The organism is Amycolatopsis jiangsuensis, from assembly GCF_014204865.1.
Taxonomy (GTDB): Bacteria; Actinomycetota; Actinomycetes; order Mycobacteriales; family Pseudonocardiaceae; genus Amycolatopsis; species Amycolatopsis jiangsuensis.
In genome coordinates, this window is sequence record NZ_JACHMG010000001.1 from 2,898,264 (window position 1) to 2,913,917 (window position 15,654).

Annotated in this window: 19 protein-coding genes; 7 read left to right on the top strand and 12 right to left on the bottom strand. The window is 71.9% G+C overall.

Features of this window, described 5'->3' with window-relative positions; translation table 11 throughout:
- Window positions 1-197: 197 nt before the first annotated feature.
- Window positions 198-560, bottom strand: coding sequence for a winged helix-turn-helix transcriptional regulator (locus BJY18_RS12660; RefSeq protein ID WP_184780160.1), 363 nt, complete (start codon window positions 558-560; stop codon window positions 198-200).
- Window positions 561-678: 118 nt separating this feature from the next.
- Between BJY18_RS12660 and BJY18_RS12665 the strand changes: the two genes are divergently transcribed.
- Window positions 679-1,389, top strand: coding sequence for an alpha/beta fold hydrolase (locus BJY18_RS12665; protein WP_184780161.1), 711 nt, complete (start codon window positions 679-681; stop codon window positions 1,387-1,389).
- A 917-nt stretch (window positions 1,390-2,306) separates the two neighbouring features.
- Here BJY18_RS12665 and BJY18_RS12670 read toward each other — a convergent pair.
- From BJY18_RS12670 to BJY18_RS12700, 7 genes are all read right to left on the bottom strand, one after another.
- A complete protein-coding gene (locus BJY18_RS12670; RefSeq protein WP_184780162.1) occupies window positions 2,307-2,966 on the bottom strand; it encodes a peptidoglycan recognition protein family protein in 660 nt (219 codons plus the stop codon).
- Between the two features lie 63 nt (window positions 2,967-3,029).
- Complete coding sequence (locus BJY18_RS12675; RefSeq protein ID WP_246458857.1) at window positions 3,030-3,521, bottom strand: Uma2 family endonuclease; 492 nt, start codon at window positions 3,519-3,521, stop codon at window positions 3,030-3,032.
- 223 nt (window positions 3,522-3,744) lie between these two features.
- Entirely contained in the window at window positions 3,745-4,536 is a 792-nt protein-coding gene (trpA, locus tag BJY18_RS12680) for a tryptophan synthase subunit alpha (protein ID WP_184780164.1), read from the bottom strand.
- Entirely contained in the window at window positions 4,533-5,762 is a 1,230-nt protein-coding gene (gene trpB, locus BJY18_RS12685) for a tryptophan synthase subunit beta (RefSeq protein WP_184784590.1), read from the bottom strand. The genes trpA and trpB overlap by 4 nt, the downstream gene beginning before the upstream one ends.
- Complete coding sequence (gene trpC, locus BJY18_RS12690) at window positions 5,741-6,550, bottom strand: indole-3-glycerol phosphate synthase TrpC (protein WP_184780165.1); 810 nt, start codon at window positions 6,548-6,550, stop codon at window positions 5,741-5,743. The genes trpB and trpC overlap by 22 nt, the downstream gene beginning before the upstream one ends.
- Window positions 6,551-6,633: 83 nt before the next feature.
- On the bottom strand, window positions 6,634-7,173 hold the full coding sequence (locus BJY18_RS12695; protein WP_246458858.1) for a Trp biosynthesis-associated membrane protein: 540 nt from the start codon (window positions 7,171-7,173) through the stop codon (window positions 6,634-6,636).
- A gap of 122 nt (window positions 7,174-7,295) precedes the next feature.
- The gene (locus tag BJY18_RS12700; RefSeq protein ID WP_184780167.1) at window positions 7,296-8,855 is read right to left on the bottom strand and encodes an anthranilate synthase component I; all 1,560 of its coding nucleotides are present in this window, start codon (window positions 8,853-8,855) and stop codon (window positions 7,296-7,298) included.
- A 96-nt stretch (window positions 8,856-8,951) separates the two neighbouring features.
- On the opposite strand from BJY18_RS12700, the gene BJY18_RS12705 reads away from it, so the two are divergent.
- Window positions 8,952-9,557, top strand: a complete 606-nt coding sequence (locus BJY18_RS12705) for a TetR/AcrR family transcriptional regulator (RefSeq protein ID WP_184780168.1) — start codon at window positions 8,952-8,954, stop codon at window positions 9,555-9,557.
- A gap of 21 nt (window positions 9,558-9,578) precedes the next feature.
- On the opposite strand, the gene hisI is transcribed toward BJY18_RS12705, so the two are convergent.
- Together hisI and hisF are read right to left on the bottom strand one after the other, a co-directional pair.
- Complete coding sequence (hisI, locus tag BJY18_RS12710; RefSeq protein ID WP_184780169.1) at window positions 9,579-9,935, bottom strand: phosphoribosyl-AMP cyclohydrolase; 357 nt, start codon at window positions 9,933-9,935, stop codon at window positions 9,579-9,581.
- The gene (gene hisF / locus BJY18_RS12715; protein WP_184780170.1) at window positions 9,932-10,705 is read right to left on the bottom strand and encodes an imidazole glycerol phosphate synthase subunit HisF; all 774 of its coding nucleotides are present in this window, start codon (window positions 10,703-10,705) and stop codon (window positions 9,932-9,934) included. The genes hisI and hisF overlap by 4 nt, the downstream gene beginning before the upstream one ends.
- An 82-nt stretch (window positions 10,706-10,787) precedes the next feature.
- Between hisF and BJY18_RS12720 the strand changes: the two genes are divergently transcribed.
- From BJY18_RS12720 to BJY18_RS12730, 3 genes are read left to right on the top strand one after another with little or no spacing between them, the layout of a single operon-like run.
- Window positions 10,788-11,297, top strand: a complete 510-nt coding sequence (locus BJY18_RS12720; protein ID WP_184780171.1) for a SigE family RNA polymerase sigma factor — start codon at window positions 10,788-10,790, stop codon at window positions 11,295-11,297.
- Complete coding sequence (locus tag BJY18_RS12725) at window positions 11,294-12,265, top strand: hypothetical protein (RefSeq protein WP_184780172.1); 972 nt, start codon at window positions 11,294-11,296, stop codon at window positions 12,263-12,265. Before BJY18_RS12720 ends, BJY18_RS12725 begins: the two co-directional genes overlap by 4 nt.
- 17 nt (window positions 12,266-12,282) lie before the next feature.
- Entirely contained in the window at window positions 12,283-12,672 is a 390-nt protein-coding gene (locus tag BJY18_RS12730; protein ID WP_184780173.1) for a PPOX class F420-dependent oxidoreductase, read from the top strand.
- A 25-nt stretch (window positions 12,673-12,697) separates the two neighbouring features.
- On the opposite strand, the gene priA is transcribed toward BJY18_RS12730, so the two are convergent.
- On the bottom strand, window positions 12,698-13,429 hold the full coding sequence (gene priA / locus BJY18_RS12735; RefSeq protein ID WP_184780174.1) for a bifunctional 1-(5-phosphoribosyl)-5-((5-phosphoribosylamino)methylideneamino)imidazole-4-carboxamide isomerase/phosphoribosylanthranilate isomerase PriA: 732 nt from the start codon (window positions 13,427-13,429) through the stop codon (window positions 12,698-12,700).
- A gap of 42 nt (window positions 13,430-13,471) precedes the next feature.
- Window positions 13,472-14,092 (bottom strand): imidazole glycerol phosphate synthase subunit HisH, encoded by a 621-nt coding sequence (gene hisH / locus BJY18_RS12740; protein ID WP_184784591.1) that lies wholly within the window; start codon window positions 14,090-14,092, stop codon window positions 13,472-13,474.
- A gap of 141 nt (window positions 14,093-14,233) precedes the next feature.
- Between hisH and BJY18_RS12745 the strand changes: the two genes are divergently transcribed.
- Both BJY18_RS12745 and BJY18_RS12750 read left to right on the top strand, forming a co-directional pair.
- Window positions 14,234-14,416, top strand: a complete 183-nt coding sequence (locus BJY18_RS12745; protein WP_184780175.1) for a hypothetical protein — start codon at window positions 14,234-14,236, stop codon at window positions 14,414-14,416.
- 55 nt (window positions 14,417-14,471) lie between these two features.
- The gene (locus tag BJY18_RS12750; protein ID WP_184780176.1) at window positions 14,472-15,644 is read left to right on the top strand and encodes an acyl-CoA dehydrogenase family protein; all 1,173 of its coding nucleotides are present in this window, start codon (window positions 14,472-14,474) and stop codon (window positions 15,642-15,644) included.
- The last annotated feature ends 10 nt before the right edge of the window (window positions 15,645-15,654 follow it).

A 15,654-nucleotide genomic window follows, 5' to 3' on the forward strand; every position in this document is an offset into this window, starting at 1 on the left:
CGAGTGAGCACGTCGGCCGCCCTCCGCACTGATGTCCACTTCGGACAGCCAGCACGTCGGGGAAGCAGATTCGCCCCGAGTAAGCGACGGGCAGCCGAACTGTCCGTCGCTGCAACGGATCCGGTACGGGCGGCGGATCTGGCCGTGCTGACCCGGGAGACCGTGCGCTTGGTCCCGCGCGCGAACCTCCGTGCCGGTCACTGTTCTTCCGAAGCCGCGCGCTGCCGTCGGTCGTAGGTCACGCGGGCGGCGTCGATTTCCGGCAGATGCGTGATGCTCCAGTCGAGCAGCGGCGCGGTGGCCTCGCGCAGGGTCCGGCCCATCGTGGTCAGCTCGTAGCTGACGTGCGGTGGCATGACGTTGCGGACCGTGCGCGTCAGGATTCCGTCGCGCTCGAGGTCGCGCAGCGTCACGGTGAGCATGCGCTGGCTGATGCCGTCGATGGCCCGTTTGAGCTCGGTGAAGCGCCGCGGGCCGTCCTTGAGCATGCGTACGACCAGCAGCGCCCACTTGTCCCCGACGATGCCGAGTACTTCGCGGGCTTCGCACGGGTCCTGCATGGTTACCTCCAGAGAACCGGGGCACCGAAAAGTGCCGTATTGCCCGGTCCGGGTCGCGCGGTTCAGGATGTTTCCAGTTACCGAAGGGTACCGAGGAACGAGGAGGAACCGCAGCACCATGGCTACCTTTCTGCTGGTACACGGCGCCTGGCACAGCGGGCGGAGCTGGGACCGGGTGGTCCCGCTGCTGGAAGCGGCCGGGCACCGGGTGTTCGCGCCGTCGCTGACCGGCTATGGCGACAAGGCGTCCCTGCTGAGCCCCGAAGTGGGGCTCGGCACCCATGTCGGCGAGATCGCGGGCTTGATCGAGGACGAGCGTCTCGACGACGTCGTGCTCGTCGGGCACAGCTACGCCGGGATGGTCATCTCGGGTGTGTCCGGCCGGGTCCCGGAACGGATCGCGCGCCTGGTGTTCCTCGACGCGATGGTCCCCGAGGACGGCGAAACCGCGGTCGACGTCATTCCGGTCACGAAACAGCTGGTCGACGCCGCCGTCGACGGCTGGCGGGTTCCGCCGTTGCCGGAACAGCCGCCGCCGCTGGGCCTGTTCGGCGTGACCGACCCCGGCGACGTCGCCTGGTTGCGCTCGATGCTATCCGACCAGCCGGTGGGCTGCCTCGTGGAACCGGTCCGGCTGGACAACCCGGCCGCGCGCACGATCCCGCGCACGCACATCCACTCCGTCGGCAACCGGCCGCCGGACATCACCCGCCGCCCCGTCCCCGCGAACGAACCGGTACGAGAGCTGCCGACCGGCCACGACAGCATGATCACCATGCCCGCCGAACTCACCGAACTCCTGCTCGAGGCAGCCCAGCCGCCACGGTAACCGGCCACACCGCCCCGGCGAGGCCATGTGGAGCCGGATGCCCGGGGCCGGCCGGATAACCGGGCACCTGGCCAGCGCCTTGCCGGCCGCTTACGCAGGGCCGGTCCTGCACGGCCAGTCGCGCACTACCGTCCAGCGCGGCCGGTCCAGCGCAGCCGTCCAGCACGACCGTTCCCGCGCGACCGGTCCAGCGCGGCCGGTCCAGCGCGGCCGATCCTGCGCAGCCGTCCAGCACGACCGTTCCCGCGCGACCGGTCCAGCGCGGCCGATCCAGCGCGGCCGATCCTGCGCAGCCGTCCAGCACGACCGTCCCCGCGCGGCAGGTCCCAAACAGCCGTCCGGCTGTAGCCGGTCCTGCACAGCCGCTCCGGCACGATCGGTCCCGCACGATCGGTCCCGCACATTCGGTCCCGCACAATCGGTCCCGCGCAGCCCATCCCTACGGCCGGTCGGGCACGGCCGGTCGGGCGCAGCCGTCCGGCACAACCGTTCCGGCTCAGCCGGTCCCGCACAGCCGGTCCCGCACGACCGGCCCGGCACAGCCAATCCCACCCAGCTGATCCCCCACTGTCTGTTCCGTGCAGCCTGCCCGGCACGGCAAGTCCGGCACAGCCCGGTCGCGCGCTGCCGCTCCGGCGCGAGCAGTCCGACCAGCCGGTCCGACACGACCGTTTCCGCACAGCCCATCCCCACGGCCGTTCCGATCCCGACCGTCCGCAGCCCGTCCTCGGCCCGGCCGCTGCCGTTCAGCGGCCGGGCCACGCGGACGCGAGTCGCCGGCAGGTCACCGGGCAGCTGTCGCGGACCTCGCGGCCGACGGGTCGTACCGCGGCCCCGCACTGTCCGACGGCCGCGCGGGTCGCGGCCAGGCAGGCAGCGCGGACGTGCATCGAACCGGTCACTCCCCTCGTGCGAGGTCAGCCCGTCAGGTGCCGGGCGACGCGGGAGCGTAGTTCGGGCAGTTTCGCGTACAGCCTGTCGCCGGGGCATTCGGTGTTGTAGTAGTCGCGGTGGCCCTTGATCTCCTCGGGCGGGATGCCGTATTGGCGGCACACATGCGCGACCAGCACCACCAGCGACTCCCACTGTGCTTCCGGCGGGTCCACCTCCGTGTAGGTGCCTTCGTTCTCGATGCCGATGGCGTTGTCGTTCTGGCCGGGGCAGTGTGCGGCGCGGACGATCTCCGTGCCGCTGCGCAACGCGTCCAGGCTGCCGTGCCGTCCCTCGAGGCGGTAGCCGCCGCGGGAAACGGTGAAGTGCTGGCCGGCGTCGGACCAGCCGTTGTTGTCCATGTGGTCGGCCTGGTCGTCGCGCGCCACCTGGAACGCGTGCTCGAGCGAGTAGTCCGTGCTGTTGGGGCACGCGATGTGGTGGATGAGCACCCGGTCGGCCGGATGGCCGAGCGTGGTGAGCGGGTCCGCGGGCGGACGCGCACCCCACTCGGCGCAGCTGTAGATCCGCGGCTCCTCCGCCGCCATCGCCACCCCGGGCAGGACGAGCCCCGCCGCCGCGGCACCCAGACCGGCCACTCCGTGCAGAAACGTCCGCCGAGGCAGTTGCCCGATGTCGAAAGCCATACCCGCCACGGTGCCCACCGCACGTACACGATCCGTACAACCGCGATCCGTACACCCGGCCGGTCAGCCGCGCAGATCCACCTCCGCCTCGAACGGTTCGACCAGCGTCAGCACGCCGGCCGCACTCTTCGCGTGCGGCGCGTACTCCCCGCCGACGAGCCGGAAGACGGTGGCCGACTGCTGCTCCGGATCCACCAGCAGGTAGTACGGGATGAACGCCTCGGCGTAGAGCGCCTTCTTGAAGATCCGATCCTGCAGCCGCGTGGACGGCGACTCGATCTCGGCGACCAGGACGGCTTCCTTCTCGGTGAGGCTGACGCCTTCGAGTCCCGGTGCGTTGCTGACCACCAGGTCGGGGATCAGCAACCGATTGTTGCGGTTCCCCAGCACGAGATTGGCGCCCGGTAGCACCTCCCAGCGTGGCGAGGCGCCGGAACTCAACTGGCCCCACAATCGTCCGACGAGCCGCTGGTGCTCGAGCCTGGCCAGCGGGCTCACGATGATGACCCCGTCCACGAGTTCGACCGTCCCGCGTGCAAGCTGCTCAGCGGGCAACTCGAAAACGTGGTCGACGGTCCACCCTCCGGGCGGAGTGACCACCGTGAATTGAAAAGGCTCAGCAGGCGCTGCCATCCCGTGTCACCTCCCCCCTCGCTCGGTCTTCGGTACCGCCTCCAGTCTGCCATGGTCGTTCGCTTCCCCTCGGTTCCTTCGCATACCGAAAGAGTACGAACGACCACCGACAGTTTCCGGAGCACGGAAAGCCCGGGCCGGAAATTCAGGCGAGGGTGACCGCCTCGCGCACGCCGGTCGCCAGCTCGCCGGCCAGCCCGCGCACGCCTTCCGGGCCTTCGGCCGCGGCCGTGACCAGGGCCGAGCCCACGATGACCGCGTCCGCGAAGCCGGCCACCTGGGCGGCCTGCTCGCGGGAGCGGACGCCGAGGCCGACGCCGATCGGCAGCTCCGTGTGTGCCCGGGTGCGGCGGACGAGGTCCTCGGCATGCGTGCCGACCGCGTCACGGGCACCGGTGACGCCCATGACCGCGGTGGCGTAGACGAAGCCCGAGCAGGCGGCCGTGGTCTTCGCCAGCCGTTCCTCCGACGAGGACGGCGCGACCAGGAAAATCCGGTCCAGGCCGTGCGCAGCCGAGGCGGCGCTCCACTCGGCGGCCTCGTCCGGGATCAGGTCCGGGGTGATCATCCCCAGACCGCCCGCCGAGGCCAGGTCGCGGGCGAACGCGTCCACGCCGTAGCGGTGCACCGGGTTCCAGTAGGTCATCACCACGGCCCGGCCACCACGCGCGGACACCGACTCGACCACCTCGAACAGCTGCTTGAGCCGGAACCCGCTCGACAGCGCGGCCTCCGCGGCCGCCTGGATGGTCGGTCCGTCCATCACCGGATCGGAGTACGGCACGCCGACCTCGACCAGGTCCGCGCCGCCGTCCAGGGTTGCCGCCAGCAGGTCCTTCGACCCCGCCACGCTGGGGAATCCGGCGGGCAGGTACCCCACCAGCGCGGCCCGGTGCTCCGCCCGCGTGGCCGCGAACAGCTCGTCGAGGCCGCTCACTTGTCCTCCCCGTCCACGAGCCCGAACCACTTCGCCGCGGTGTCCATGTCCTTGTCGCCCCGGCCGGACAGGTTGACCACGAGCAGACCGTCCGGCCCCAGCTCCTTGCCCAGCTCCACGGCACCGGCCAGCGCGTGCGCCGATTCGATGGCCGGGATGATGCCCTCGGTGCGCGAAAGCAGCCGGAAGGCGTCCATCGCCTCGGCATCGGTGACCGGACGGTATTCGGCGCGCCCGGTGTCCTTCAGCCACGCGTGCTCCGGGCCGACGCCCGGGTAGTCCAGCCCGGCCGAGATCGAGTGCGACTCCCGAGTCTGCCCGTCCTCGTCCTGCAGCAGGTACGACATCGCGCCGTGCAGGTTGCCCGGGCTGCCCTGGGTGAGCGTGGCGCCGTGGCGCGGACCGTCGATGCCCTCGCCGCCCGGCTCCAGCCCGACCAGCCGCACGCCCGGATCGTCGTAGAAGCCGGAGAAAATGCCGATGGCGTTGGATCCGCCGCCGACGCACGCGGCCACGACGTCCGGCAGCCTGCCCGCCTTCTCCAGGATCTGCTCGCGCGCCTCTTCGCCGATGACGTGGTGGAAGTTGCGCACCATCATCGGGAACGGCGACGGCCCGGCCGCGGTGCCGAACAGGTAGTGCGTGGTGTCGGCGTTGGTGACCCAGTCGCGCAGCGCCTCGTTGATCGCGTCCTTGAGCGTGCGCGAACCGGTCTTCACCGGCACGACCTCGGCGCCGAGCAGCTTCATCCGCGCCACGTTGAGCGCCTGCCGCTCGGTGTCGACCTCGCCCATGTAGACGATGCAATCGAGGTCGAGCAGCGCGCACGCGGTGGCGGTGGCCACGCCGTGCTGGCCGGCGCCGGTCTCCGCGATCACCCGCTGCTTGCCCATGCGCTTGGTCAGCAGCGCCTGGCCGAGCACGTTGTTGATCTTGTGCGACCCGGTGTGGTTGAGGTCCTCGCGCTTGAGGAACACCCGCGCGCCGCCGGCGTGCTCCCCGAACCGCGCGGCCTCGGTGAGCAGCGACGGGCGGCCCGCGTAGTCGGTGAGCAGCCGGTGCAGTTCCGCGGCGAAATCCGGGTCGTGCCGGGCCTTCTCGTACTCCGCCGCGACCTCGTCGACGACGCCGATCAGCGCCTCGGGCATGAACCGGCCGCCGTACGGGCCGTAGTACCCGCGTTCGTCCGGATCGTGGCTGCCGGTCACCGCGACGGCCTCGGGCAGGCCGGATGCGAACCGGCGGTGACCAGCTTGACCACCGCGCCCTTCGGGTCGCCCGAGGCGACCAGGCCCTCGCCGACCAGCACGGCGTCCGCGCCGTGGCCCGCGTAGGACATCAGGTCGCCCGGGCCGCGCACGCCGGACTCGGCGACCTTGAACACATCCATCGGCAGGCCGGGCGCGAGGCGGGAGAACACGTCCCGGTCCACTTCGAGGGTGTGCAGGTTGCGGGCGTTCACGCCGATCACCTTCGCGCCGGCCTCCAGCGCGCGGTCGGCTTCCTCGGCGTTGTGGATCTCCACCAGCGCGGTCATGCCGAGCGATTCGACGCGGTCGAGCAGCGCGACGAGCGCGTTCTGCTCCAGCGCGGCCACGATCAGCAGGACCAGGTCCGCGCCGTGCAGCCGGGCCTCGTGCACCTGGTAGGGGCTGACCACGAAGTCCTTGCGCAGCACCGGGATGTCCACCGCGGCGCGCACCGCGTCGAGGTCGGCCAGCGATCCGCCGAACCGGCGCTGCTCGGTGAGCACGCTGATCACCCGGGCGCCGGCGTCCTCGTAGTCCTTGGCCAGCGCCGCGGGGTCGGCGATCGGGGCCAGGTCGCCCTTGGACGGGCTGCGCCGCTTCACCTCGGCGATCACGCCGATCCCGGACTCGCGCAGCGCGGTCATCACGTCACGCGCGGGCGTGGCCTTCGCCGACCGGGCCTTCAGCTCGTCGAAGGGCAGCACGGACTCCCGCTGCGCGAGGTCCTCCCGCACGCCGGCGACGATGTCTTCGAGCACGCTCACCGGGTGCCCCCGCCCGCTGCCGAACTCGCTCGTCCATTCGCAAGGTCGCTCACAAAAACCTTCCCCTTCCCGCCGAAACGATGCTAACCCCCGCTCGTTGGCCGATCCGTTCCGGGTTGCCCGGTGGGATCGGTCGGGTCGGTACCGCCGGAAAGCGCCTCCCACAGCTCGGTGTCCGGATCCCGGCGGGCCCGTTTCGCGCCGGGCGCGGAATACCGCGCGCCGAGCCGCCTCGCGGTGCCCGCCCACTTGATCGCTGCCAACCCGCCGAGGGCCACGAGAATTCCGCCGAGCACGGCGAGCCCGTGCCCGAGCAGGATCTCGGTGCCCGGCAGCCCGGGGGCGGACTCGAAGCTCAGCCTGGTCACGCCGCTCCAGATGCCCGCGATCCCGGCCAGCACGAGCAACGCGCCGAGCACCCGCCGGATCCAGCCTCCGGTCGCGATGACCCCGGCGACGCCGGCCAGCGCGAGCAGGGCGAGCGGCACGAGCGCGGTGGCCTGCTGCGCACCGTTTTCGGTGTAGCGCACGACTCCCCGGACCCCTTCGTCCCGGAACTCGGCGAACCACACCAGCCGCGACGCGCCCCACAGGGACAGCGCGCCGAGCAGGAGGAGCAGCAAGATAGTCCACAGTGGACGCTTCGCCGGACGTTCCGTGGCCGGCGCGGCACCGGCAGGCGGCTCGTGGCCCGGCGGGACGGATCCGGCAGGCGGGTGGTCTCCGGGCGCGGACGGTTCAGGCATCAGACACCGGCCGCGTCCTCGGCGGGATCCAGCCGGCCGGCGAGCGTCATCGTGCCGGCGGCGGCCACCGCGGACAGGACCGTGCGGGCCTTGTTCAGCGATTCGGTGTCCTCGTAGTCGGGCACCGAATCGGCCACCACGCCGCCGCCTGCCTGGACGTGGGCGACGCCGCCGCGCATCAACGCCGTCCGGATCGCGATCGCGGTGTCCGCGTCGCCGGCGAAGTCCAGGTATCCCACCACTCCGCCGTACACCGCCCGGCGCACCGGCTCCAGCTCCTCGATCAGCTCCATCGCCCGCACCTTCGGCGCGCCGGTCAGGGTGCCCGCCGGGAAACACGCCGTGACCGCGTCGAACGCCGTGCGGCCCTCGGCCAGCTCGCCGGTCACCGTGGACACGATGTGCATCACGTGGCTGTAGCGCTCGATCTCGAAGAAGTCCACCACGCGCACGCTGCCCGGCGTGCAGACCTTGCCCAGGTCGTTGCGGCCGAGGTCGACGAGCATCAGGTGCTCGGCGCGCTCCTTGTCGTCGGCCAGCAGGTCCTTGGCCAGCTGGGCGTCCTCCTCCGGATCCGCGCCGCGCCAGCGGGTACCGGCGATGGGATGGGTGGTCGCACGGCCGTCGCGCACCGTGACCAGCGACTCCGGGCTCGAGCCGACGATGTCGAAGCCCTCCAGCCGCAGCAGGTACATGTACGGGCTGGGGTTCGAGGTCCGCAGCACGCGGTAGACGTCCAGCGCGTCGGCGCCGGTTTCCATCTCGAACCGTTGCGAGGGCACCACCTGGAACGCTTCGCCGGCCTTGATCGCCTCCACCGCCCTGCCGATGGCGGCGTGGAAGTCGTCCTTGGTGCGGCGGCGGGCGAACTCCGGTGCCGGCCGGTCGAAGGTGGCGACCGTGGGCGGCGCGGGCACGCCCAGTTCCTCGGTCATCGCCGACAGTCGGGCCAGCGCGTCGTCGTAGGCCGCGTCCACGCGTTCCGGCGAATCGTCCCAGTTGACCGCGTTCGCGATCAGCGTGACGGTGCCCTCGTGGTGGTCGAACGCCGCGAGGTCGGTGGCCAGCAACATGGTCAGCTCGGGGATGTCGAGGTCCCGCTCCGCCAGCTCGGGCAGCTTTTCCAGCCACCGCACGGAGTCGTAGCCGAGGTAGCCGACCATGCCGCCGGTCAGCGGCGGCAGGCCGGGCAGCGGCTCGCTGTGCAGCGCCTCGACGGTGGCGCGCAGCACCTGCAACGGGTCGCCCTCGGTGGGCAGGCCGACCGGCGGCGTGCCGGTCCACACCGCGCGCCCGTCGCGGACGGTGAGCGCGGCCGGGCTGCGGACGCCGACGAACGACCAGCGCGACCACGACTTCCCGTTCTCCGCCGATTCGAAGAGGAACGTGCCCGGCCGGTCCGCGGCGAGCTTGCGGTACACACCGAGCGGTGTCTCGCCGTCGGCGAGCACCCGGCGCACCACGGGAATCACCCGGCGGCTTTCGGCGAGGGCGCGAAACTCCGCGCGAGACGGGAAGACCGGGCCGGGCCCGGCCGGGGTGGCTGCTGAGCTGACCATGGGTTCATTGTGCCGCCACGGTCCTCGCACCCGGCGCGCGGGCTCCCAATTCAGCCAATGTTGAATTTGAAGCACGAACCGGTCAAGATGGGACAGGTGAGCACCGAAGACACTACCTCGCGTCGTCGCGGCCGCCGTCCGGCCGGGCAGGACACCCGGGCCGCGCTGCTCACCGCCGCGCGCGCGGTGTTCGCCGAGAACGGCTACGAACGTGCCACGGTCCGCACGATCGCCGCGCGGGCCGGAGTCGACGCGGCCATGGTCAACCACTGGTTCGGGGGGAAGGAAGGCCTGTTCGCGCAGGCGGTGCTCAAGCTGCCGTTCGCGCCCCACGAACTCGTCACGGAGTTGCGCACCGGCCCGGACTCCGAACTGGGCTACCGGATCGTGCGCACCTTTCTCACGCGCTGGGACGGAGCCGGTGGCAGCCAGTTCCAGGCACTCATTCGCAGCGTCGCCGGACACGAGATCGCGGGAAGCGTGCTGCGCCAGTTCTTCTCGGGCTTCTTCGCCGAGGTGATCCGCGGCATCGGCACGGACCGCCCGGAGCTGCGCACCACGCTGTGCGCGTCGCAGCTGCTCGGCATGGGCCTCGTCCGCTACGTCACCGAATTCGAACCGCTGGCCTCAGCGGAAGTGGAAACGCTGGTCACCGCGGTGGCTCCGACCCTGCAGCGCTACCTCACCGGCGACATCGACTAGCGCGCACCGCTCCGGCCGCCCTCAGCTGTCGTCGGCGAGCAGCAGCCGGTCTTCGCTGTCGAAGCAGGTGTGCTCGCCGGTGTGGCAGGCCGGGCCGGTCTGGTCGACGCGCAGCAGCACGGTGTCGCCGTCGCAGTCGATGCGGACCTCGCGCACGTGCTGCACGTGACCGGAGGTCTCGCCTTTCACCCACAGCTCCTGGCGGCTGCGGGACCAGTACGTGCCGCGCCGGGTGGCGAGGGTGGCGGCCAGTGCCTCGTCGTTCATCCAGGCCATCATCAGCACGTCGGACGTCGCGTGTTCCACGACGACCGCGGCGACCAGGCCGTCGGAGTTGCGCTTGAGCCGGGCGGCGACTTCCGGAGCCAGCGCCGTCATCGCACGATCACCCCGTCCACGCGCAGGGCGCCTTTCACGTCACCGATCTTCAACTGTCCGAAGTGGAACACGCTGGCGGCGAGCACGGCATCCGCGCCGGAGTGCACCGCCGGCGGGAAGTGCTCCACCGCGCCCGCGCCGCCGCTGGCGATCACCGGCACCCGCACGACGTTGCGCACCAGCTCGATCAGCTCCAGGTCGAAGCCGGTCTTGGTGCCGTCGGCGTCCATCGAGTTGAGCAGGATCTCCCCCACGCCCAGCTCTTCGCCGCGGGCAGCCCACTCGACGGCGTCGATACCGGTACCGCGCCGTCCGCCGTGCGTGGTCACTTCGAAGCCGGACGCGGTCGGCTCGCTGCCGTCGGGCACCCGCCGCGCGTCGACCGACAGCACGATGCACTGCGCGCCGAACCGCCGCGACGCCTCGCGCAGCAGCTCCGGCCGGGTGATCGCGGCGGTGTTGATGCTCACCTTGTCCGCGCCGGTCCGCAGCAGCCGGTTCACGTCGTCCGGCGAGCGCACACCGCCGCCCACGGTGAGCGGGATGAAGACCTGTTCCGCGGTGCGGCGGACCACGTCGAAGGTGGTCTCCCGGTCGCCCGACGACGCGGTGACGTCGAGGAAGGTCAGCTCGTCGGCGCCCTCGGCGTCGTAGCGGCGCGCCAGCTCGACCGGATCGCCCGCGTCCCGCAGCCCGGCGAAGTTGACCCCCTTCACGACCCGGCCCGCGTCGACGTCGAGACAGGGAATCACCCGCACCGCCACAGCCATGCCCCCAGGGTAGCTGTGCTGGTCAGAGGTGAGTTCGGCAACCCGATGCAGCCAAACCGGGGTCTCGCGCGTCTAGGAGGACGTGACCACCGGCTTCGACGACTTCGTGGCGGCCCGCCTCGACGGGCTCCTGCGCTACGCGACCGTCCTCACCGACGATCCGCACCTGGCGCAGGACATCGTGCAGGACGTGCTGCTGCGGGCTCAGGAGCGCTGGGACAGGATCGCCTCGCCGCCCACCTACGTACGGCGGATGATCACCAACGAGTACCTGTCGTGGCGGCGCCGGGCGGCCCGCCGGATGGTGCCGTCGAACCACGCCGTGCTCGACTCGCTCAGCCCGCCGGAAGCCGATCCCAGCGTGGCCTACGACGAACGCGACGAGATGCTCGCGCTGCTGGCCACCCTGCCCCGTAAACAACGGGCCGCGCTCGTGCTGCGTTACTACGAGAACTACACCGACGCGGAGATCGCCGACGTGCTGCGTTGCGGCGTTTCGACCGTACGAAGCCAGATTTCCCGCGCGCTGGCCACGCTGCGCGCCGGCGTGCGCCCGATGTCCACCACCCTCACGACCGGAGCGGGAGAATGAGCGAGCACGAGACCGAGACGCTGCTGCGGGACAGCCTCGAACGGCTCGCCGACCGCGCACCCGACGGCCGCGAGGTCCGGGGCGCGCTGGCCCGCGCCCGGCGCCGGCGGCGTCCCCGGCTCGCCCTCGCCGCCGTCGCCGCAGCCGTGGTCGTGGTGAGTGCCGGGATCCCCGTGGCGCTGAACGTGGTGTCCGGCACGTCCGCCGACCTGACGCCGGCGGCGAGCCGGCCGGTGCTCGGGTACACGCCGGACTGGCTGCCCGACGGCTTCACCGAGCAGTACCGCTCCGGCGGGCCGGGCACCGCTGTCCAGGTGCGACGGTGGATGGCCGGTCCGGCCAGGGTGGAACTGGCCGCGCATTCCACCGCCGAGCCGGAGTGGGCACAGACCGCGCTGCGCATCGCGGCCCTGCGGGACCAGGTCGTGGTGGACGGCAGGGTGGGCATGGTGACCGGCGAGAACGCCGCGGCGGCCACGGTGACCTGGATGCCCGACGACCGGCACGTGCTCACCGCGGAGGTGGACGGGATGCCGGACGCGCGCGGCGTCGCCGAACAGGTGGCCGATTCCGTGCGCGCCGAACCCGCCCAGGTCCGCGGCGAGGCGCGGCTGGGCTCGTTGCCGAACGGGCTTCGTGAGCTGGCCACGACGGTGCAGGGCAGCAGTCCCGAGGACGGCAGCACCACGCTGGACGCGAGCGCTCCGGCGGCACCCCGTGCGGTGGCGGTGCGGGTGACCGTCGGGGCCGGCTCCCCCGGCCTCGGCGGATCGGCGCCGGTGCGGGTGCGGGGCCTGCCCGGGGCGTACGTGGCCGCGTCCGGTCCGGCGGAGGCGTCGGTCACCGTGCGCCTGCCGTCCGGCCGCTGGCTGACCGCGTCCGGGCGGGTGCCGCAGGCGCAACTGATCGCGGTGGCCGACGGCGTGGAACTCGACTCGGCCCCGGACTACGGCTGGCTCGGCGACTGAGGCACTACCGTGGAGCCATGCCGTCCGAACTGGAGCGTCTGGCCGACGAGAAGTACGTCCTGCTCACCACCTTCCGCCGGGACGGGCGCGCCGTGCCCACCGCGGTCTGGGCGGCGCGCGAGGGCGACGAGCTGGTGGTGTGGTCGGACCGCAACGCGGGCAAGGTGAAACGCATCCGCAACGGCGGCGACGTGCGGGTGCAGGCCTGCGACGTCCGCGGCCGCAGCACGCACGGTGCCGAGGTCGCCGGCACGGCACGGCTGCTCGACCGGCAGGGCTCCGAACGGGTGCGGCGGGCCATCGCCGGGAAGTACGGCGTGGTGGGCCGCGTGACGATGTTCTTCAGCCGGCTGCGCGGCGGCACGGACCGCACCATCGGCATCGCCGTGACCCTGGGTTCCGCCTGATCCGGACGGGCCGGCGCGCACCGCGTCAGCGGACGGCGGCCAGGGCTTCTGGCAGGGTGAACGCGCCCGCGTACAGCGCCTTGCCCACGATCGACCCTTCGACGCCGTCGCCGGACAGGCTCGCCAGCGCACGCAGGTCGTCCACACTGGACACTCCGCCGGAGGCGATCACCGGGGCGTCGGTGCGGGCGGTGACCTCGCGCAGCAGGTCGAGGTTCGGGCCGCGCAGGGTGCCGTCCTTGCTCACGTCGGTGACCACGTAGCGGCTCGCGCCGTCGCGGTCCAGGCGGTCCAGTACCTCCCACAGGTCGCCGCCGTCGGAGGTCCAGCCGCGCGCGGAGAGCCGGTGCCCGGCCTCGGTGATCCGCACATCCAGGCCGATCGCCACCCGGTCGCCGTAGGCGGCCACCGCCTTCGCCGTCCACTCCGGGTCCTCCAGCGCCGCGGTGCCGAGGTTCACCCGGCGGGCGCCGGTGCCGAGCGCGGCCTCCAGCGACGCGTCGTCGCGGATCCCGCCGGAAAGCTCCACCTGCACGTCGAGCCTGCCGACCACCTCGGCGAGCAGCTCGCGGTTGCTGCCCTTGCCGAACGCCGCGTCGAGGTCCACCAGGTGGATCCACTCGGCACCGTCGCGCTGCCAGGCCAGCGCCGCCTCCAGCGGGCTGCCGTAGGACGTCTCGGTGCCGGCCTCGCCCTGGACGAGTCGGACCGCCTGGCCATCGGCCACATCAACTGCGGGAAGGAGCGTGAAAGTCACGCGCCCAGCCTAAGGCCGTGCCGCTGCGGCCTCGCGAGGTGGTCAGAGGGTGTCGAGCCAGTTGCGCAGCAGCCGGGCGCCGGCGTCACCGGACTTCTCCGGGTGGAACTGGGTGGCCCACAGCGGGCCGTTCTCCACCGCGGCGACGAAGTCCTCACCGTGGCAGGCCCAGGTGACCTTCGGCTGCTGACCGGCCAGCCCGGAGTCCAGCTCCCAGCGGCGCGCGGCGTAGGAGTGCACGAAGTAGAACCGTTCTTCCGGGTCGATCCCGGCGAACAGCGCCGAATCCGCCGGCGCGCGCACGGTGTTCCAGCCCATGTGCGGGAGGACGTCGGCGTGCAGCCGCTCGACCGTGCCCGGCCACTCGCCGGTGCCCTCGGTCTCCTCGCCGTGCTCGACCCCGCGGCCGAACAGGATCTGCATGCCCACGCAGATGCCCAGCACCGGGCGGCCGCCGGCGAGCCGTTTGCCGACGATCCGGTGCCCGTGGACCTCCCGCAGGCCCGCCATGCACGCGGAGAACGCGCCGACGCCGGGTACCACCAGCCCGTCGGCCTCGAGCGCGGCATGCGGATCGGCGGTGACCTCCACGTCGGCGCCCGCGCGCGCGACCGCGCGTTCGGCGGAACGGAGGTTGCCGGAGCCGTAGTCGAGGATCACCACACGAGACACACGTCAAGGGTAGTCCCCGGAGCCGCGCGCCCGGTTTTTCGCCCGGCCGGGTTTCGGTGTGCACCCGAACGGGTATTCACCAGCCTCACGCGGGCGCACCGCCGGTGCCCCCGGACCCGGAAAGAGGACGAGATGTCCGAGTCCGACCTGCTCTGCCGGATGTTCCAAGCCTGGCGGGAGGACATCGACAGCGTGCCGATCCCGCAGTTCACCGTGCCCACGGTCCCGCCGCAGCTGACGCGCGCGGAGGTCGACGCGGTACGCGACGGCGCGCACGTGAGCAATCCCACGCGCCGATCGGCGGGTCCCCGCTGACGTCGTTGTGCTTTCCTTCGAGGGCCGCACCGATGCGTCTCCCGAAGGAGTACCGATGAGCAGCAGCCCGGATCCGCACGATTTCCTCGCCCTCGACGCCGGGCTCGACGAGGACGAACGAGCGATCCGGGACGCCGTCCGTGACTACGCCCGCGACCAGCTGCTCGACCAGGTCGCCGAGTGGTACGAGACCGGTTCGCTGCCCGCGCGGGAGCTGGCCAAGGGCTTCGGCCAGCTCGGCCTGCTGGGCATGCACCTGCACGGTTACGGCTGCGCCGGCACGAGCGCGGTGGCCTACGGCGTCGCCTGCCGGGAGCTGGAAGCCGTGGACTCCGGCCTGCGCAGCTTCGTGTCCGTGCAGGGCTCGCTGGCGATGTTCGCCATTCACCGCTGGGGCACCGAGGAGCACCGGTCCGAATGGCTGCCGCGGATGGCCTCCGGGGACGCGCTGGGCTGTTTCGGCCTGACCGAACCGGACGCGGGCAGCGACCCGGGCAGCATGCGCACCCGCGCCGTGCGCGACGGCTCCGACTGGGTGCTCAACGGCACGAAGATGTGGATAACCAACGGCACGGTCGCCGACGTGGCTGTGGTGTGGGCGCAGACCGACGAGGGAGTCCGCGGTTTCGTCGTGCCCACCGACACGCCCGGGTTCACCGCGAACGAGGTCAGGCACAAGCTTTCCCTGCGTGCCTCGCTCACCGCGGAGCTGGTGCTCGACGGCGTGCGGCTGCCGGAATCGGCGGCGTTCCCGGAGGTCCGCGGGCTGCGCGGTCCCCTGTCATGTCTCAACGAAGCCCGCTACGGCATCCTGTTCGGCGTCGTCGGCGCAGCTCGCGCGTGCTACCAGGCGGCGCTGGACTACACACTGGCCCGCGAGCAGTTCGGCAAACCACTCGCCGGTTTCCAGCTCACCCAGCGCAAACTCGCCGACCTCGTGGTGGAGGTCAACCGGGCCGGCCTGGTCGCACTGCAGATCGGTCGGCTGAAGGACGCCGGTTCCCTGCACCACAACCACGTCAGCTTCGGGAAGCTGGCGAACGTGCGCTCCGCGATCGAGGTCGCCCGCACCGCCCGGACGATGCTCGGCGCGAACGGCATTTCGCTCGAGTACCCGGTCATGCGGCACATGGCGAACCTCGAGACGGTGCTGACCTACGAGGGCACCGAGGAAATGCACGCGCTCTCGCTCGGCCAATCGGTGACCGGGATCGCGGCGTTCCGCTGATCCCGGCCCC